The organism is Janthinobacterium sp. 64 (assembly GCF_002813325.1).
In the GTDB taxonomy this organism is placed as follows: domain Bacteria; phylum Pseudomonadota; class Gammaproteobacteria; order Burkholderiales; family Burkholderiaceae_D; genus Janthinobacterium.
In genome coordinates this window covers 3,799,348-3,817,797 of the sequence record NZ_PHUG01000001.1, presented here as the reverse complement: position 1 = coordinate 3,817,797, position 18,450 = coordinate 3,799,348, and the positions used below count along the sequence as shown (strand labels likewise).

14 protein-coding genes are annotated in these 18,450 nt (G+C 60.2%); 5 read left to right on the top strand and 9 right to left on the bottom strand.

Features of this window, described 5'->3' with window-relative positions:
• Positions 1 to 51: 51 nt before the first annotated feature.
• Positions 52 to 1,677, bottom strand: coding sequence for a GMC family oxidoreductase (locus tag CLU91_RS16730; RefSeq protein ID WP_100875063.1), 1,626 nt, complete (start codon positions 1,675 to 1,677; stop codon positions 52 to 54).
• Between the two features lie 1,478 nt (positions 1,678 to 3,155).
• Between CLU91_RS16730 and CLU91_RS16725 the strand changes: the two genes are divergently transcribed.
• Positions 3,156 to 3,932, top strand: coding sequence for a 5'-methylthioadenosine/adenosylhomocysteine nucleosidase (locus tag CLU91_RS16725; protein WP_100875062.1), 777 nt, complete (start codon positions 3,156 to 3,158; stop codon positions 3,930 to 3,932).
• 75 nt (positions 3,933 to 4,007) lie between these two features.
• Here the strand turns inward: CLU91_RS16725 and putA are convergent, their stop codons facing one another.
• On the bottom strand, positions 4,008 to 7,661 hold the full coding sequence (putA, locus tag CLU91_RS16720) for a trifunctional transcriptional regulator/proline dehydrogenase/L-glutamate gamma-semialdehyde dehydrogenase (protein WP_100875061.1): 3,654 nt from the start codon (positions 7,659 to 7,661) through the stop codon (positions 4,008 to 4,010).
• A gap of 207 nt (positions 7,662 to 7,868) precedes the next feature.
• Between putA and CLU91_RS16715 the strand changes: the two genes are divergently transcribed.
• The gene (locus tag CLU91_RS16715; RefSeq protein WP_010393827.1) at positions 7,869 to 8,324 is read left to right on the top strand and encodes an Lrp/AsnC ligand binding domain-containing protein; all 456 of its coding nucleotides are present in this window, start codon (positions 7,869 to 7,871) and stop codon (positions 8,322 to 8,324) included.
• Between the two features lie 204 nt (positions 8,325 to 8,528).
• On the top strand, positions 8,529 to 10,088 hold the full coding sequence (locus CLU91_RS16710) for a methyl-accepting chemotaxis protein (protein WP_100875060.1): 1,560 nt from the start codon (positions 8,529 to 8,531) through the stop codon (positions 10,086 to 10,088).
• A 52-nt stretch (positions 10,089 to 10,140) separates the two neighbouring features.
• Here CLU91_RS16710 and CLU91_RS16705 read toward each other — a convergent pair whose 3' ends face one another.
• Complete coding sequence (locus CLU91_RS16705; protein WP_034752642.1) at positions 10,141 to 11,121, bottom strand: LysR family transcriptional regulator; 981 nt, start codon at positions 11,119 to 11,121, stop codon at positions 10,141 to 10,143.
• Between the two features lie 197 nt (positions 11,122 to 11,318).
• Between CLU91_RS16705 and CLU91_RS16700 the strand changes: the two genes are divergently transcribed.
• Positions 11,319 to 11,624 carry a hypothetical protein gene (locus tag CLU91_RS16700; protein WP_100875059.1) on the top strand — a complete coding sequence of 102 codons (306 nt, stop codon included), beginning with the start codon at positions 11,319 to 11,321 and terminating at the stop codon, positions 11,622 to 11,624.
• Between the two features lie 71 nt (positions 11,625 to 11,695).
• Here the strand turns inward: CLU91_RS16700 and CLU91_RS16695 are convergent, their stop codons facing one another.
• From CLU91_RS16695 to CLU91_RS16675, 5 genes are all read right to left on the bottom strand, one after another.
• Positions 11,696 to 12,292: a chalcone isomerase family protein gene (locus CLU91_RS16695; protein WP_100875058.1), complete on the bottom strand. Its 597-nt coding sequence runs from the start codon at positions 12,290 to 12,292 to the stop codon at positions 11,696 to 11,698.
• 101 nt (positions 12,293 to 12,393) lie between these two features.
• Complete coding sequence (locus tag CLU91_RS16690; protein WP_070303217.1) at positions 12,394 to 12,657, bottom strand: YfhL family 4Fe-4S dicluster ferredoxin; 264 nt, start codon at positions 12,655 to 12,657, stop codon at positions 12,394 to 12,396.
• A gap of 14 nt (positions 12,658 to 12,671) precedes the next feature.
• A complete protein-coding gene (gene coaD / locus CLU91_RS16685) occupies positions 12,672 to 13,169 on the bottom strand; it encodes a pantetheine-phosphate adenylyltransferase (RefSeq protein WP_034752633.1) in 498 nt (165 codons plus the stop codon).
• A 112-nt stretch (positions 13,170 to 13,281) separates the two neighbouring features.
• Positions 13,282 to 13,941: a 16S rRNA (guanine(966)-N(2))-methyltransferase RsmD gene (gene rsmD, locus CLU91_RS16680; RefSeq protein ID WP_100875057.1), complete on the bottom strand. Its 660-nt coding sequence runs from the start codon at positions 13,939 to 13,941 to the stop codon at positions 13,282 to 13,284.
• A gap of 69 nt (positions 13,942 to 14,010) precedes the next feature.
• Entirely contained in the window at positions 14,011 to 14,916 is a 906-nt protein-coding gene (locus CLU91_RS16675) for a DUF6279 family lipoprotein (protein WP_100875056.1), read from the bottom strand.
• A gap of 25 nt (positions 14,917 to 14,941) precedes the next feature.
• Between CLU91_RS16675 and glmU the strand changes: the two genes are divergently transcribed.
• Positions 14,942 to 16,318 carry a bifunctional UDP-N-acetylglucosamine diphosphorylase/glucosamine-1-phosphate N-acetyltransferase GlmU gene (glmU, locus tag CLU91_RS16670; protein ID WP_100875055.1) on the top strand — a complete coding sequence of 459 codons (1,377 nt, stop codon included), beginning with the start codon at positions 14,942 to 14,944 and terminating at the stop codon, positions 16,316 to 16,318.
• A 433-nt stretch (positions 16,319 to 16,751) separates the two neighbouring features.
• On the opposite strand, the gene CLU91_RS16665 is transcribed toward glmU, so the two are convergent.
• Complete coding sequence (locus CLU91_RS16665) at positions 16,752 to 18,422, bottom strand: ShlB/FhaC/HecB family hemolysin secretion/activation protein (RefSeq protein WP_232730778.1); 1,671 nt, start codon at positions 18,420 to 18,422, stop codon at positions 16,752 to 16,754.
• Between the last annotated feature and the right edge of the window lie 28 nt (positions 18,423 to 18,450).

The following is an 18,450-nucleotide window of genomic DNA, read 5'->3' as shown; positions in this document are numbered from 1 at the left end:
TACGGGGATTTTTCATCAGCTCGAATGGCGCAAACTCGCATGCTTGCCCGGCTATTTCCAGGCCGCGTGTATCATTTGCGCCGCTTTTTCCGCGATCATTACGGTGGGCGAGTTCGTATTACCAGAAGTAATGTACGGCATGATCGAGGCATCGACGACGCGCAAACCAGCCACGCCGATCACGCGCAACTGGCTGTCGACCACGCTCGACGCATCGCCTGCCACGCCCATGCGGCACGTGCCCACGGGGTGAAAGATCGTGGTGCCGATCTGGCTGGCCGCCTGCGCCAGCTCTTCCTCGCTCTGGAATTGCACGCCAGGCTTGTATTCCTGCGGCGCAAATTTTTTCAGGGCCGGCGCGGCGGCGATGGCGCGCGTCAGGCGCAAGGCGTCGGCCGCGACCTTGCGGTCCTGCTCGGTACTCAGGTAATTGGGCACGATCTTCGGCGCCGCGTAGCTGTCGGCCGAGGCGATCTGCACGTGGCCACGCGAGGTGGGACGCAGATTGCAGACACTGGCCGTAAACGCGGGAAACGCGTGCAAGGGTTCGCCGAATTTGTCGAGCGACAGCGGCTGCACGTGGTATTGCAGGTTCGGCGTGGCTTGCTGCGGATCGGACTTGGCGAACGCACCCAGCTGCGACGGCGCCATCGACATGGGCCCGCTCTGAAATAGCGCATATTGCAAGCCGATCTGCATCTTGCCCAGCATATTGCCCGCCATGATGTTCAGGGTTTTCACGCCCTGCACCTTGTATACCATGCGCAACTGCAAGTGGTCCTGCAAATTGCCGCCCACGCCAGGCAAGTCCAGCACGGGCGTGATGCCGTGTTCTTGCAGCAAGGCGGCCGGGCCGATGCCGGACAGTTGCAGCAATTGGGGCGAACCGATGGCGCCCGCCGTCAGCAGGGTTTCCCGACGGGCCGTCGCCTGCCACTGCGTACCGCCGCCCGTCAACACGATGCCCGTGCAACGGGGCCCCGATTCTGTCGTCTCCAGGAGCAGACGTTCCACGTGGCAGCCCGTCATGATGGTCAGGTTCGGGCGCCGCGACGCCGGTTTCAAAAACGCTTTCGAGGTATTCCAGCGGATGCCGCGCCGTTGGTTGACGTCGAAATACGCGCTGCCGCTGTTGTCGCCACCGTTGAAATCGCTGGTTTTCGGAATGCCGACCTGCTGCGCTGCATCGCGGAACGCATTCAAAATATCCCACGACAACCGCTGTTTTTCCACTCTCCACTCGCCACCGACCCCATGGTTTTCCGAGGCGCCGCCGTAGTAATCTTCGCTTTGTTTAAAGAGCGGCAAGACTTTGTCCCAGCGCCAGGAGGCGTCGTCCGTCAGGTCGGCCCAGTGGTCGTAATCGCCAGCCTGACCGCGCATGTAGATCATGCCATTGATGGAAGAGCTGCCGCCCAGGACTTTGCCGCGCGGATACATCAGGCTGCGCCCGCCCAGGCCCGCGTCCGCCTGCGTGGAATACAGCCAGTCCGTGCGGGGATTGCCGATGCAATGCAGATAGCCGACGGGGATGTGTATCCACACGTAATCGTCCTTGCCGCCCGCTTCCACGAGTAAAACGTTGGCATCCTTGTCGCGTGTGAGCCGGTTGGCCAGCACGCAACCTGCCGTGCCGCCGCCCACGATGATGTAGTCGTATTCGCCTGCCGATTCCAATGAAGCTCCTTTCGGTATGCCATCAAGCTGTCGCGCGGCGTGTCTCCCCGCCGCGTTCCGCTACCAGAGTCTGTCTTTCTTCATGCATGGCTGCTGAGCCGCCTTGAGATTACCACCAGTGCCGGGCCAGGGCGACATTATTCGTGGCAAGCCTCGCGACACGCTCAAAAACCGGGCAAAACAGGGGCTGCAAGCTGTGGATAACCGTATGGATATCCACAGGGACGATATGTGTGTAAACGAAAAATTTTTTCGGCGGCGTTTTTTTGTCCAGAAACCGTCCCGGGCAGATACACCCCTTACTCAGCGCTTATCCGCACGCCAAGCGATTGTTTACAAGGATAAATCGGGACTTATCCACAGAAGATGCCGCCGTTAACTACTATTACTATTCTTGTATACGGACTTGTTAAGGTAAACCCGACAACGCACGCTTTGCCTGCCCTTCGCCTTCGGGAAGGTTCACATGCCTGCCTTCAAAAAAAAGCCGACGAGCTGCCTTGGCTGATAAAAAAAAAATCGCGCCAACAACTGAGCGACGAAAACCGGCACGGCCGGCATCACGCACACAGCACTGCCAAACCGTTGTGCAAAATGGAAACGTCAACAGACCTGACGGGGCACAGTGCCAGCCAGCGATTCGATGTCGAAAAGAAGGGAAATTTAGAACGATTGTGGATAAGTCACTTGATATCCACAGGATGACTTGTGAGTAAGCACGAAGTTATGCGCAAGCCCGCATTTTATACAATTTTGCTCCTCGCGTGATACAGCGATTATGCACGCTTTATTTTGCGCGTAAACGATTGATCCTGTTGAAAAAAAGCGACTTATCCACAGAAAAATCCGCGTTTACTATTACTACTATTTTTATATATAGATCTATTGTAAACCGATAAAAAAAACGGAAGTCCGGGGATATTTTCAAAAAGCATGCAAAAAACATCCAAAAAAAAAGCCAACGGCGACATCGCGACCCACTGCCAAACCGTCTTGCAGGAATCACCTCGATGCCAACGTTCGCGAAAGAACAGCGCCCGTGGTCACTCAAGCTTAATTGCAAAACTTAATTGCCAAACTTGATGGCCAAACAGCGATCTGAGCATACGAAGCACGTCAAACATGCCACTACAGCAAGAAAACCCGTGATTTTGGCTTGCTGCTGTGGATAAGTGCCTGCATATCCACAGGATGAGATGTGGGAAAAGTCGATCTTTGTCCACAGCCTGATTTTTATCCAAAACAAGTCCTGCGTAGATACAATGCTTGTGCGCCTACTTTTTTGTGCGCCAAGTAGATGATTCTTATACGGTATACCGACTTATCCACAAAAAAATGGCCGTTTACTATCACTACTATTTTTATGTATACATCTTTATTTAAAACACAGAGACAAACGCGAACGGTGGAAAAGTCGCCGAAACGGCTGTTTTCACCATGTAAACCGTCTGGCAATCTAAAAAACCTGTAAAAACAGCATGAATTCACACAAAAAAATGCGTTTAGGCATCATCAGTGCCTTGCACGAAGAACAGCAGGGGCTGGTAGAAGCCATGCAAGGCCCCCAGAGGCGTTCACACGGCATGCGCGACTACACCCTGGGGACCTTGTGGAATATCGACGCTGTGTGCGTCCTGTCGCGTCTGGGCAAGGTTGCCGCTGCCATGACAGCTTCTATCCTTGTGGAAAAGTACGGAGTTACCCACATCGTCTTCACCGGCGTGGCCGGCAGTGGGGATAAACGTGTGAAAGTCGGCGATATCGTGGTGGCCGAAGCGCTGCTGCAGCACGATATGGACGCGCGCCCTTTGTTTCCCCGCTTCGAAGTGCCGCTGACGGGCTTGCAGCGCTTTGCCACGGACCTGGAACTGAGCACGCAACTGGCTGGCGCCGCGGAAGATTTCCTGCGTGACGATGTTTCCAGCGTGCTCGAGGCGGCCGATATCGTGGCATTTGGCTTGCAGCACGCGCAAGTGCACCGCGGCCTGATCGCCAGCGGCGACCAGTTCATCAGCAGCGCCGCGCATGTGAACCAGCTCAAAGTGGATATCCCCGACTTGCTGGCCGTCGAAATGGAAGGCGCGGCCGTGGCGCAAGTGTGTTTTGAACTCGGTGTGCCGTTTACGGTCATGCGCACCATTTCCGACAACGCCAACGAAGAGGCGGCCGTCGACTTCATGCGTTTCGTGCAAACCGTCGCCTCGCCGTATGCGGTGACGGTGATTCAGCAATTGTGCCAGCGCCTGGCTGGCTGATTTATCATCACGCGTGCATAAAAAAAGGGCAGAACCACTGGTTCTGCCCTTTTGCGTTGACTGCCTGCTTAAATTTTATACGCTGAGCATCATCAAACTCGCGTTACCACCGGCTGCCGTCGTATTCACGCACAGCGCCCGCTCAGCGACCAGGCGCCACAGGGGGATGACACCCTCCTGCGTGGTGGCGATGGTGCCCACCAGGGCCCCTTCCCGTGCCGCCAGCACCGGTTTGAGTTGCGCATCGAGGCTGGGCTCGATCATGGCGATCTGGAAATCATGCTTGACCGACTCCAGGCTGCTGACGACCTGGATGCGGTCCTTCAGCGCCGCCGGCAAGTCGCCCGGGATCAGATCCGGCGCTTGCGCCAGCACCAGGGCCTCGTTACCGGTAGCCAGCACGGCTGCCAGCTGGTTCATCAAGGTGCCGGAGGTGGCTGCCGCGCACAGTATCGTGCCGCGCGCCGCAAAGCTCAGGGTATTGCGCTCGCCCGTCGGGCCTGGCAAAACGGTGGTGCTGCCCAGCAAGGTGGTGCGCGCGTATTCCTGCGCCAGTTGCTGCACTTTGTCGTGGCCATGCATCTTCGCCCACACGGTCAGCGCATCGAGCGCTGGCGGCGCCTGGCGCTGGTGCTGCGCGCCGGCTGGCGCATTGCGCTGCAGGCGTTTCAGGTACAGGGGGCCGCCCGCTTTGGGGCCGGTCCCCGATTTGCCTTCGCCGCCGAACGGCTGCACGCCGACGACGGCGCCGACGATGTTGCGGTTGACATAAATATTGCCCACATGCGCGCGCCTGGTGATGAAATCGATGGTTTCATCGATGCGCGTATGGATGCCCAGGGTCAGGCCGTAACCGCTGTCATTGATCGATTGCACCAGTTGCGGCAGTTCGGAGCGCTTGTAGCGGATCACGTGCAGCACGGGGCCGAAGACTTCCTGCGTCAATTGCGCCAGCGACTTGATTTCCAGCACGGTCGGGGCGACAAACGTACCTTTGACGGTCGGCAAATCGAGCGAATAATGGTCGATGGCCATGGTTTTCATCTTGTTGATGTGCGCCAGCAAGTTACTTTGCGCTTCCGCATCGATGACGGGACCGATATCGGTGGCCAGGCGGTCAGGATTACCGACGCGCAATTCCTGCATGGCGCCTTTTAACATATGGATGGTCTTGTCGGCGATTTCCGTTTGCAGGAACAGCACGCGCAAGGCCGAGCAGCGCTGGCCGGCGCTGTCAAAGGCGGACGACATCACGTCCTGCACCACTTGTTCCGGCAAGGCGGACGAATCGACGATCAGGGCATTCTGGCCGCCCGTTTCCGCGATCAGGGGAATGTCGATGCCTTCGGCCACGGCGCGCGCGGCCAGGTTACGGTTGATCAATTGCGCCACTTCCGTCGAGCCCGTGAAAATCACGCCTTTGACGCGCGTGTCATTGCACAGGCCGGCGCCAACGACTTCGCCGCTGCCGGGCAAGAATTGCAGCGCGCCGCGCGGCACGCCCGCCGCATGCAGCAATTGCACGGCGCGGTGGGCGATCAGCGGCGTTTGCTCGGCCGGCTTGGCCAGCACCACATTACCTGCCGCCAGGGCGGCGGCCAGCTGGCCCGTAAAGATGGCCAATGGGAAGTTCCACGGGCTGATGCAGGTGACGGGACCGAGCGCCAGGGTCGCCGGCGCGTGTTCCACCTGCGCCGCGTAGTAACGCAGGAAGTCGACGGCTTCGCGGATTTCCGCGATCGCGTTCGGCAAGGACTTGCCCGCCTCGCGCACGGCCAGGGCCATCAGCTCGATATGGTGTTCCTCGAACAGGTCGGCCGCGCGCTGCAACGCTTGCGCGCGGATCGATGGTTCCGTCGTTTGCCAATCCATGGCGTAAGCGCTGGCGCTGGCCAGGGCCGTTTCCACGTCGGCCGGGCCGGCTTCCATGACCTTGCCCACGACATCGTCGTGCTGGGCCGGATTGTGCAGCATGTGCGTGGGGCCATTCAGGCTGACGGCGCCATCGATCAGCGGCGCTGCCTGCCATGTCTGCTGCTGCGCCAGGCCCGTGGCCAGCGTGCGCAAGGTGTCTTCATTCGACAGGTCCAGGCCGGCCGAGTTCCTGCGTTCGCTGCCAAACATGTCCAGCGGCAGCGGAATCGACGGGTGCGGCAAGCCGCCCTGCAGGCGTGCCTGTTCCAGGGGATCGCGGATCAGGCTATCGATGGCCACGCTTTCGTCGACGATCTGGTTGACGAACGACGAGTTGGCGCCGTTTTCCAGCAGGCGGCGCACCAGGTAGGCCAGCAGGGTTTCATGCGAGCCGACAGGGGCGTAGATGCGGCACGGCTTGTCGAGATTGTCGGGGCCGACGACCTGGTCGTACAAGGTTTCGCCCATGCCGTGCAGGCACTGGAATTCGTAGTCGGTGATGCCGTCGCGTTGCGCCCAGGTGTAAATCGTCGCCAGGGTTTGCGCGTTGTGCGTGGCAAATTGTGGATAGATCAGGCTGCTGGCGGCCAGCAGTTTTTGCGCACACACGAGGTAAGAAACGTCCGTGTAGACCTTGCGCGTGTAGACGGGATAGCCTTCCTGGCCATCGACTTGCGCGCGTTTGACTTCCGCATCCCAATACGCGCCCTTGACCAGGCGCACCATGAACTTGCGGCCACTGCGGTGCGCCAGGTCGACCAGGAAATCGATGGCGTACGGGCAGCGTTTTTGATACGCCTGCACCACGTAGCCGATGCCGTCGAAGCCGGCCAGGTCCGCATCGAAGGCCAGTGCTTCCATCAGGTCGAGTGACAGTTCCAGGCGGTCCGTTTCTTCCGCGTCGATGTTGAAGCCGATGTTGTACTGTTTGGCCAGCAACAGCAACGCTTTGACCTTCGGCAGCAATTCTTCCATGACGCGGGCGCGCTGGGCGCGGCTGTAGCGCGCGTGCAGGGCCGACAGTTTCACCGAAATGCCGGGGCCGTTACGGATGCCGCGCCCGTTCGAGGCTTTGCCGATGGCGTGGATCGCCGTTTCGTACGAAGCATAGTAGTTGGCCGCGTCGGCTTGCGTCAGGGCCGCTTCGCCCAGCATGTCGTACGAGTAACGGTAGCCGCGCGTTTCATTCTCGCGGCTGTTTTTCAACGCTTCCTCGATGGTTTGGCCTGTTACAAACTGGTTACCCAGCATGCGCATGGCCAGGTCGACGCCTTTGCGGATCAGCGGTTCGCCGCCTTTGGCGATGAGCTTGGTCATGGCCGAACCGAGGCCCGATTCGCTGCTGGTACTGACCAGTTTGCCCGTAATCAGCAAACCCCAGGTGGCCGCGTTGACGAACAGCGACGGCGATTCGCCCAGGTGTTTCTTCCAGTCGCCCTTGCTGATTTTGTCGGCGATCAGGCGATCGGCCGTCTGACTGTCGGGTATACGCAACAGCGCTTCAGCCAGACACATCAATGCAACCCCCTCTTCCGACGACAGCGAGAACTCGTGCATCAGTGCATCGACGCCGGAGGCGCGTGTGCGTTTGTGGCGCACGTTCGAGACCAGGCGGTGCGCCAGCGCTTGTCCTTCGGCCGTCGTTTCGGTACTGCTGGGGCGCACTTGTTGCAACAGCCACTGCACGGCGGAAACCTCATCGCGCCTATAGGCGGTGGTGATGGCGGCGCGTTGTGGTGTCGCTTCGGGCAGGATTTCTGCCTGGAACGCAGCAAAAGGAAGCGGGGTAAAAGCCGAGGGGCCTGCAGGGTGCATAAGTGCTCTTTACAAGGAAAAGGGGGACGAAAACTGACGTAATTCTTGCTCTTTTTTGGTGCAAAAAAATACAGAAAGTCGGACGTTAAGATGATTCGATTGTAAAGGGGATTCTTATGGATTAATTCTGGTAATACAGGGGGCTAGCAATAGATAGTTTTTGATGCGACAATTTAACCAAATAATATTAATTTGGGGGTGATAGGAATGCTGGACAAGATCAGTAAGAAAATCTTGATGGAATTGCAGAGCGATGGACGCATCAGCAATGTGGAGCTGGCCGCGCGCGTCAACCTGTCGCCGGCCGCCTGCCTGGAGCGCGTGCGCAAATTGCACGAATCGGGCTACATCATGGGCTATACGGCCCAGTTGAACCCGCAGCTGCTCGACGTCTCGCTGCTGGTGTTCATCGAAGTGGTGCTCGATCGCACGACACCGGAAGTGTTCGACGCCTTCAAGCATAGCGTACAAATCATTCCAGAGGTATTGGAATGTCATATGGTCGCTGGCGGTTTCGATTACCTGGTCAAGGCGCGCGTCAAGGACATGGCCGCCTACCGCGAATTCCTGGGCAAGACCTTGTTGCAGAAAGGTGTGCGGGAAACCCACACTTATGCCGTCATGGAAGAGGTCAAAAACACCACCAAATTGCCAATTAAGTGACCTTGGTGTAGCCGCCCCACTTTTCTGATTGAGCTATCGGAACAAATGTTGTAGGGTAGAACTACAAATCTGCTATCCGGTAGCCGCCTGAAACACCGCGCAGACGTGATGTTCAGGGAGCAAGGTGGGCAATCGTGCCCACCCGCATACGGTTACAGCACGTCCCTTCCGCGGGACGTGACGGGTTCGCGCAGCGGGGGACAAATGAAGCAGTTGCAGCATCAGCTGGTGCGTTTCTTTGTATTCACGATCCTGGCCATGGCCGTGGCCTGTTGCCTGGCCTATCTGCTGCTGCTGTCGGGCGGCGACCATCCGTATCTGATTGCCTGCGTGGCTGCCGCCATCGGCGCTGCGCTGCTGGCGTTCGCCGGGCGTCCGCGCGGCGAGCCGGGCTTGCACCAGTTCGCCGATACGGTGGGCAACGCCATCGACGCCATCATGATCGGCGCGGCGGAAACCTCGTATTTTGTCGACTCCGTCAAACAGAAGGTGGAACTCGACGTGCGCACGGCCAGCGACATCGCCGACAGTTCCGCACAAAATGCCGTGATGACGGAAAAGATCGCCGCCAATGCGGAACGGGCCGCCAAGGTGGCCGCTGGCGTGCGCGTGGAAAGTGTGGCGGCGCGCGCGGAAGTGGATCAGGGGCTGCGCCGCATCAACAAGGCCCGCGAGGAAGCGCAAGGCGCCTCCAGCACCATGCTGAGCTTGCAGGACAAATCCAAACGCATCACGGGCTTTACGGAAGCCATCTCCGATATTTCCGCGCGCACCAACTTGCTGGCGCTGAACGCCGCCATCGAGGCGGCGCGTGCCGGCGAACACGGGCGTGGTTTTGCCGTGGTGGCGGGTGAAGTGCGGCAATTGGCGCAGCGCACCAAGGAAGCCTCCGATGAAATCAGCGTGATGGTGCGCGAAATCAATGAACAGTCGGAAAAAGCGGCGCGTGGCATGAGTTCGCTGGCGGCGGGCGTGACGGAAGCGGCGCGCAATGTGGAAAGCGTGCATGCCTCGCTCAGCCATATCGAGGAATCGTCGGGCGAGTCCGAGGACGCGATCGGGCAAATCGCCCGCGCCTCGCGCGAACACGTCGAGACGACGCAGCTGATCGCCGACGCCATCGAGCAAATCCGCGACAGCATGCTGTCGACGAATGTCGAATTGCCGCGTGCCACGCAGTCGGCCATGGCCCTGGCAGAGCGGGCCGAAGCGATCGCCGGTGCTTTGGGCGAATCGAGCGTGGCCACGCCGCACGATGAAATCCGCGAGGCGGCCCAGCGCGCCGCGCGCGAGGTGGGCAAACTGTTCGAGCAAGCGATCGCGTCGGGGCGCATCACGCGCGAAGCCCTGTTCGATCGCCACTACCGGCCCATCCCGAACACCAATCCGCCCAAGCACAACACGAAGTTCGACGCGTTTACGGACAAGGTGTTGCCGGACCTGCAGGAAGGCGTGCTGGCGGCATTGCCCCACCTGGCCTACGCGGGCGCCGTCGACAACAATGGATATTTTCCAACGCACAACAAGAAGTTTTCCCAGCCGCTGACGGGCGATTACGCCACCGACATGGTCAATAACCGCACCAAGCGCATCTTCAGCGACCGCACGGGCAAGCGCTGCGGCAGCAATACCAAGGCCTTCCTGTTGCAGACGTATAAGCGCGACACGGGCGAGGTCATGCACGATTTATCCGTCCCGATCCACGTCGATGGCAAGCATTGGGGCGGTTTCAGAATCGGTTATCGCTCCAGCAATCACGCATAGCAAAACGCCTGATGAGAAATCATCAGGCGTTTTTTCTTGCGCAGGCTACGGTTTATTCTATATGCGGTTTCGGCGCCACACCGCCGCCGGCCGCCGTGGCCGTCCGTAAAGTGGGCGTGTTCATGCTTTCCAGGTGATTACGCAGCCATTTGTGGGCGGGGCTGCGGGCGTCGCGCTCGTGCCACAGCATGTCCAGGTGGACGGCGGGCAAGGTCAGTGGCAAATCCTTGTACAGCAAGGACTCCGTCATGCCCGTCGAGGCGATCAAATGGCGCGGCAAGACCGTGATCAGGTCGGAATTGGCGACCACTCTGCCTGCCGTGAAGAACTGGTTGACCGTCAGCAAGATGCGCCGTTCGCGGTGGATCTGCGACAGCGCTTCGTCGATCAAGCCATGCGCGCGGCCGGAAAAGCTGACCAGCAGATGGTTCGCCGCGCAGTAGTTATCCAGGGTCAATTCCTTGTCGGCCAGAGGATGGCCGCGCCGCATCACGCACACATATTTGCCGGAATACAGGCGCTCGTGGCGGATGGGCGAACCCGTTTCGCTCGACAATTGCGCCGCCACGCCGGGAAAGAAGCCCACGGCCAGGTCGATGTCGCCGCGCAGCAGCATGGGGCGCGGTTCGCGCGTGGTCAGCGGCATCATGCGCACGTTGACACCCGGTGCTTCCCGCTCGATCGAGCGCATCAATGACGGCAGCCAGAAGGCGGCCGTCGCATCGGCCATGGCCATGCGGAAAGTGGCATGGGTCTTCGACACGTCGAAGGTTTCCGGCGTCACGGCCGCTTCCAGGCTGGCCAGGGCCGAGCGCACGGATGGCCACAGGGCTTCGGCGCGGGGCGTGGGTTTCACGCCATATGCCGTGCGGATCAGCAATTCGTCACCGAGGCTCTCGCGCAGGCGTTTGATGGCGTTCGATACCGCCGGCTGCGTCATCGCCAGGTGGCCGGCTGCGCGCGTCAGGTTTTGTTCCGTCATGACGGCGTCGAAAACACGCAGCAAGTTCAGATCCAGCGTCAGAAAACTCATGGAAAGCCCAAGATAAAAGTTGAATTCAGATAATTAGTTAAGAGTGTAAACCGCGCCGGGCGCGAATATTTTCACTCGTCAAAAAATATTACCGTTTTCCATTCACGATTCATATAATTGGTATCAAGAAATGGAATTAGATTTATATGTTGCACTGCACTATAGTACCGTCAAATTCTATAATGCACTGGAACAGTATGTCTACCTTCGCCTCCGCCCTGTACGCAGTATCCGCACCCGTGCTGGAGATTTCCCTGCTGAACGCCCTGCAACTCGTGCTGGTGATCGTTGCCGTGGGCGCGTTCGCCCTGCTGTTCAAGCCTTTGCTGGTGGGTATCGCCCGCGCCATGGTGCTGGTGGTGCGTCCCAAACTGAGCCGCGAAGAACGTCTGGCACGCCAGCAGATGCGCGAAGCGCAAGCCTTGCAGCGCACCCTGGGCAAGATGAATGGCGTGTCGCCCAGCAATGCCGCTGAATTGCGCGCCCTGTCGACGCGCGCGTAAGCTCGCTGTTGCAGAATGACAAGCCGGCGCGAGCCGGCTTTTTTTACGCCCGCGTTTTCGTTCAGGCCGCTTTAAGCCATATCGCCCAGCAAATGCGCACGCAACACCGTGTCGGCCGGATGGGCGCCGATCCAGATCTTCAGCAGCGCATTATAAAAAGCCAGGTCCGGCACCATGTCGCCCACCTGCTTGCCGTTCAGCTTGCACAACGTTCCCTCTTCCGGCAGCCAGTCCACGGTCAGGATATCGCCTTTTTTCAGGCCGGGCACCATGGCGAACATGGCGCCGAACTGCATCGTCTGGCTCAGCAGGCGCGTGCGGTCGGCCTGGTCGGAGCTGCGCTTCAAGCCCTGCATGAACGCTTGTCCCAGTTCGTCGGACGTGATGTCGCGCAGCATGACGATTTCCAGGCGGCGCGGCCCGGGCAGGGCCAGGATGTCGGCCAGCTGGGTTTTCTTTTCCGGCAGGTACAGCGCGATCGTGTAGACCTTGAAGATGACTTTGTAGCGCACGCCAGCGCCGTTGAGTTTCAATTCGCGGCTGGCCAGCTGCACCGTGTCGTCCAGCTTGACGCCGCCCACCTCGACGGCCAACGCCGCCTGTGCCAGCACGGCGCTCAGGCAGGCGGCGGCAAGGGAGCGGCCCAAACGGGATGTGCGTATTTGCATCTTCTACCTCCGTGGAAACCATGGGCTGTGGATAAGTCAGCACACAGTGTAGAACAGTTGGCAGAAGCTGGCGCCACGCAGAAGTGGCGCGGGAGAAAGGCTTAAGGCTTGGCGGGCAGTTCCGCCTGCAGGCGTTCGTACTTGGCCATCAATTGCTCCGGGCTTTCGCGCCAGGCGGGATTGAAGGGGATGCAACTGACGGGGCACACTTGCTGGCATTGCGGCTCGTCAAAGTGGCCCACGCATTCGGTGCACTTGTTGGGATCGATCTCGTAGATTTCCGCGCCCATGTAGATCGCGTCATTCGGGCACTCGGGCTCGCAAATGTCGCAATTGATGCATTCGTCGGTGATCAGTAATGCCATGATTTCACTCTTACTTATTGCGATGAGGCAGCGTTGGCGGCAATCTTGTTTTGCAGCCAGCGGTTCACCGAGGGGAAGACAAACTTGGAGACGTCGCCGCCCAGCGCCGCGATTTCGCGCACGATGGTGCCCGAAATGAACTGGTACTGGTCGGACGGTGTCAGGAACATGGTTTCGACATCGGGCAGCAGGTAGCGGTTCATGCCCGCCATCTGGAATTCGTATTCGAAGTCGGAGACGGCGCGCAAGCCGCGCACGATGACACGCGCCTCGTGCTTGCGCACGAAATCCTTGAGCAGGCCGGAAAAGCTTTCCACTTGCACATTCGGATAGTGGCCGAGTACTTCGTTGGCGATTTCCAGGCGTTCGTCGAGCGAGAAAAACGGTTGCTTGTTCTTGCTGTCGGCCACACCGACGATCAGCTTGTCAAACAGACCCGATGCGCGGCGCACCAAATCTTCATGACCGCGCGTGAGCGGATCGAATGTTCCTGGATAAACGGCTACAACCATTGCGGCTCCCTGATGATGCACCAATATAGACGCGCATTATGCCTGAAATTGGTGACCACCTTGGTGTTGCGCCTCGGGCCAGGGAGCTTTTTTGCCTCATTTATAGGCAGATTCAGGCAGTTGCCGGCACTTTGTTGTAAGTTAGCAAATGATAATAAACGGTGCCCGCCTTGTCGGCGCGGATGACTTCCCACGGCGCCATCCACTCGGGTTTGTCCAGTTCGCTGCTCTCGTCGAAGACCAGCGGCAAGCCCGATTCCGCGTAGACCATGCCGCCTTCCTTGAGCAGGTTGGTGCACAAGGGCAGCACTTTCGCCAGGAAATCTTGCTGGTAGGGCGGGTCGAGGAAGATCAGGTCGAAGCGCTGGCCGCGCGAGGCCAGGCCTTGCGCCGTCAGCAGGGCGTCGCCGCGCAGCAGTTGCACATTCTCCGCGCGCAATTTCAGCTTGTTTTCTTCCAGCTGGCGGATCACGGGCGTGTGCGTGTCGACCATGGTGACGGAGCCTGCACCGCGGCTGGCCGCCTCAAAGCCCAGTGCGCCGCTGCCGGCGAACAGGTCCAGCACCTGGGCGTTGGCCCAGTCACCGTCGCGCAAGTGATTGATCCAGTTAAATACGGTTTCGCGCACGCGGTCCGGTGTCGGGCGCAAACCGAGTGCCTGCAACACAGGCAGCACGGAACGCTTCCACTGGCCGCCGATGATGCGCACCTGGTTCGGTGGCGGCGCATGGTGGACGGGGACTTTGGCGGGTTTTTTAATCTTCTTTTGCATGGGGATTTCTTCAATTCGATGGCGGCCACTATAGCATATGGCCCCCTCCCCCTTGCTGGCGCTGCCTGTCTATTTGGCTTGCGCGGCCAGGGAATTGAAATCGTCGATCCAGCCCTGCATGCGCTTGACGGCGTGGGCTTTTTGCGCCGGCGTGGCGATCTTGATCACCGTCAAGACCATCTGCGCCGTGCTGCTTTCGTAGGCATCGAAGAAGGCCTTGCGCTCGGAATGCTCGAGGCGCTCGAAACTGTCTTTGATCAACGTCGTGATCAAGCCCGCGGTGGCATCCTTGCCGAGTTTTTCCTGGTGGACTTTCTTGACCAGGTTCAACACATTCTGCTGGCGCCGCATGCGTTCGTCGAGCCAGATTTCATTGTTCAGCGGACGCGCGTCGGACGCCTTGCGGATGATGGCTTCCTGCTCGCTGCTGAAGCTGCCGAACCACAGTTCAAATTGCTCCATGGCTTTCTTGTAGCGCAGTTTCTGGCGCTTCTCCTGGTCGCCGCTCAGGTATTTCTTGCGGTAATCATCATTGTTCGACTTGAACTTCTTTTCCATCTGCGCGATCTGCTCGGGCTTGAGCGAGCGCGCCAGGTCGGCCAGTTCGGGCGCCGCCTTCAGCAGCAACGCCTGGGTGCGCTGCTTGATCTCGCTGTAGTCGGCCATCAGGTCCGCCTGCGTGGTATTGCCTTGCAGTTGCTTCTGGCCCGTGCGCAGGATGTCCACGTAATCCTTCAATTGGGTCTTGCGGTGCCAGTCGAACAACTTGTCGATGTCCTCGCGCACCCAGCCCTTCTGGTCGCGGTCCAGGTCGACATACGCGTTCAGCCACCAGTACAGCACGGTGTCGCCATTGTTGTAGGCCAGGCGCAAGCCGCTGCAGCCAGCCATGACGACGAGCATGAGGGCCAGCAAGGCATAAGTAAACCGGTTGACGGGCGTGGAAGTGGGGGCCTGCGTGTTAAACTTTTTCATATTCTTAACTTATAAAAGACGGTCTATGAACGTTGTCATTCTCGCTGCCGGTATGGGCAAACGCATGCAGTCGGCACTGCCCAAGGTGTTGCACCCGTTGGCGGGCAAGCCGCTGTTGTCGCACGTCATCGACACGGCGCGCGGCCTGGCGCCGTCCCGATTATGCGTGATTTACGGGCATGGGGGCGCAGCGGTGCTGACGTTGCTCGACGGCTACAAGATGAACCATGCCGTGCAGATCGACGCCGCTGAGCAGGCGCAGCAACTGGGCACCGGTCATGCCGTGCAACAAGCGCTGCCTTTGCTCGATGACAGCGTGCCGACCCTGATCCTGTACGGCGACGTGCCGCTGACCAGCGCCGCTTCCCTGCAACAGCTGGTGCAGGCCGCTGGCAACGATAAACTGGCCATCCTGACCGTGGAACAGGACGATCCCTTTGGCCTGGGCCGCATCGTGCGCGAGCACGGCGCCATCGTGCGCATCGTCGAGGAAAAGGATGCCACGCCTGAAGAGCGCGCCATCCGCGAAATCAACAGCGGCATCATGGTTGCGCCCACCGTGCAACTGAAACAATGGCTGTCGGCCTTGTCGAACGACAATGCGCAAGGAGAATATTATCTGACCGATATCGTCGCGCAGGCCGTCGCCGATGGCGTGACCGTCACCTCGGCCCACCCGGCCGCCGTGTGGGAAGTGGCGGGCGTCAACAGCAAGGTGCAACTGGCCCAGCTGGAACGCATCCACCAGAACAATATTGCACAAGCCTTGCTCGAGCGAGGCGTGACCCTGCTGGACCCGGCCCGCATCGACGTGCGCGGCGAACTCATTTGCGGCCGCGACGTCACCATTGACGTCGGCTGCGTGTTCGAAGGTAAAGTCGAACTGGGCGACGGCGTGCGCGTGGGCGCCAACAATGTCTTCATCAACGCCACGGTGGCCGCTGGCGCGCACATCAAGCCGTTTTGCCATATCGAGGACGCCGTCGTCGGCGCCGCTTCCATCATCGGCCCCTACGCGCGCCTGCGCCCCGGCACGGTGTTGGCGGAAGACGTGCACATCGGTAACTTCGTCGAAGTGAAAAACAGCCAGATCGCCGCGCACAGCAAGGCCAATCACCTGGCCTACATCGGCGACGCGACCATCGGCTCGAAGGTCAACATCGGCGCCGGCACGATTACCTGCAACTACGATGGCGTGAACAAGTTCCGCACGGTGATTGAAGACGACGCCTTCATTGGCAGCGACAGCCAGCTGATTGCGCCCGTCACCGTCGGCAAGGGCGCCACCCTGGGCGCCGGCACGACCTTGTCGAAAGATGCGCCGGCCGGCAAGCTGACGGTCTCGCGCGCACGGCAAGTGACCATCGACGGCTGGACGCGCCCCGTGAAAATCAAGAAGTAAGTGCAACGTTCAGTTTTGCACACAGGCAGGCCTCGCGGCCTGCCTTTTCTATTTGTGGATAACTATGTGGGTAAGCCGCTGCACAAGTAGCGGATAAGCCTGTGTGCAAGCCCGTGCATAAGCTGTTGGCAAGTTGCCCCCTGTTACCTGGCATGCGCCTGTCGTTCCCATTTTCTTCGATTGCCGCTCGCCGCCAGCAGCGTCGCGGCGTTGATCCCCCGCATTGTGGATAAGTCTGTGCGTAAGGCTGCGGATAAGCGCTGGATAGTATGGGTATAAGTGGGGATAACTGTCTTTTTGCCACCGGCTTGCCTATTGTTACTGTGGGTAAGCCTGTGGAAAAGCGCTGTACAGCCAGTGGGTAGCTGGTGGGTAAGTATTGCGCTGTTTTAAACAACAGCCGGAAGTCAGGCTTCCGGCTGCTGCTGTCGCATCAGAAGCGGCGATTCAGCTCGACCCACAGGCGGGCCGCGCTGCGCGAAGCCAGCAGGACAGGCGTGCCGCCGACGGGCTTGGCGACATACGCGCGGGCATTCCACTGCTGTCCGCCCGCCCAGTTCACGCCCAGCCCAGCGCCGTGCAGGCGCGCGCTGTTCGGGCCTGCCGACCAGCGCTGCTGGTTGACCGTCACGCGCGCGCTGTCGAGGAAGGCCACGGCTTGCCATTGCCCGGCGCCGCCGGTATCGAGGTCATGCCGCCATTCCGCGCTGCCGAAATAGCCGTGGTCGCCAGCAGCCACGCCCACGTCATACGCGCGCACCGTGTAGGGCCCGCCCACGCTCATCTTTTCGGACGAATCGAGATTGCCATCCGCCCACTGCCCTGCGAAGGCCAGGTACACGGCATTGCGCTGGTCCAGGTTTTGCAGGCGCGACAGGTTGACGTTCCATTTTGCGTAAGCGCCATGGCTGCGCGCGCTGTGGACATCGTTCAGGCGTGCCAGCGGGTCGCTGATGTCGAGCTTGCCAGCCGTGGCGGCCACGCTCCAGCTGGTGATGGCGCCAGCCAGGGCAGCATCGCGCACGTCACCGCCGAGGGTCGCGCTCAGGTTATCCAGGCGGCGGTCGCTGCGCATGGCGCTGGTGTCGATGCGGTCGCGCAAGTGCACCTGATCATATTGCAGCTGGAGATACATATTCGCATCGCGGCTGCGCAGCAGAGGATGGCGCAACCAGCCACTGGCGACCTGTGCCGTGCCATGCGCTTCCAGCGGGCGCATGGCGCCTTCCAGGCGGTAGCGCAGGGCGGACATGGCCACCCCGGCACGCGTGCCGGCGCCGTTCAGCAGCAGGTCATAGCCGAGACGCGCATACGACATGCCCTTGCCCGAGCTGAGCACGCTGGCGCTGGCCACGTCACCCTGGTGCAGCGGGTTGTACAGATACACGGTGGCGCCAAGGCGGGCGCGGCCCGTGTAACGGTTGCCATTGTTGTCGAGGAAAGCATTGCCGGCCACGCCAGGACCGGACCAGGCATCGACCAGCAGGTCGGAGCTGCCGACCTCGGCTCCGGGCTTGAGCGTGGCCGTGATGGCGACATTCGGAATGTCGGACAGCAGCAGCAAGCTGCGGTCGAGTTCTGCCTGGCCGATGGTCTGGCCCGTTTGCAAGGGCGCCAGGGTGGCGTTCAGCAAGGCGTCGCTGACATCGCTGCGGTTGTCGATGCCGACCTGGCCATAGCGCGCTTCGAGTACTTCGATGCGCACCATGCCCTGGCGGATGGTCTGGGCGGGCACGATGGCGCGTGCCAGCGGATAGCCGTTGGCACGGTAATAGCTGGTGATGCGGGCGGCCAGTTCTCCCAGCTGCTCCAGGGTCAAGGTCGTGCCGTGGGCATCGGCGACCAGCACCTGCAAGGTGGCCGTGTCGAACGCGCTGTTGCCGGTGATACCGATGTGCGTGACGAGAAATGGCGCGCTGGCGGGCAGCGGCGCGCCCTCTTTCTGTTCGATGCGCAGCGCTGGCGCATTGGCGGGCGCATTGGCGGGCGTAGCCGGCTGCACCTGGCGCAGCATGGCACCCGCATCGGGCATGGCCGGGGTGGTTTGGGCTGCGGCGCATGGCGCGAAGGCCAGCAGCAGCAGGGACAGCAACGGTTGTTGCATCAGGTGTCGCGGAATCGATGAATAAGTC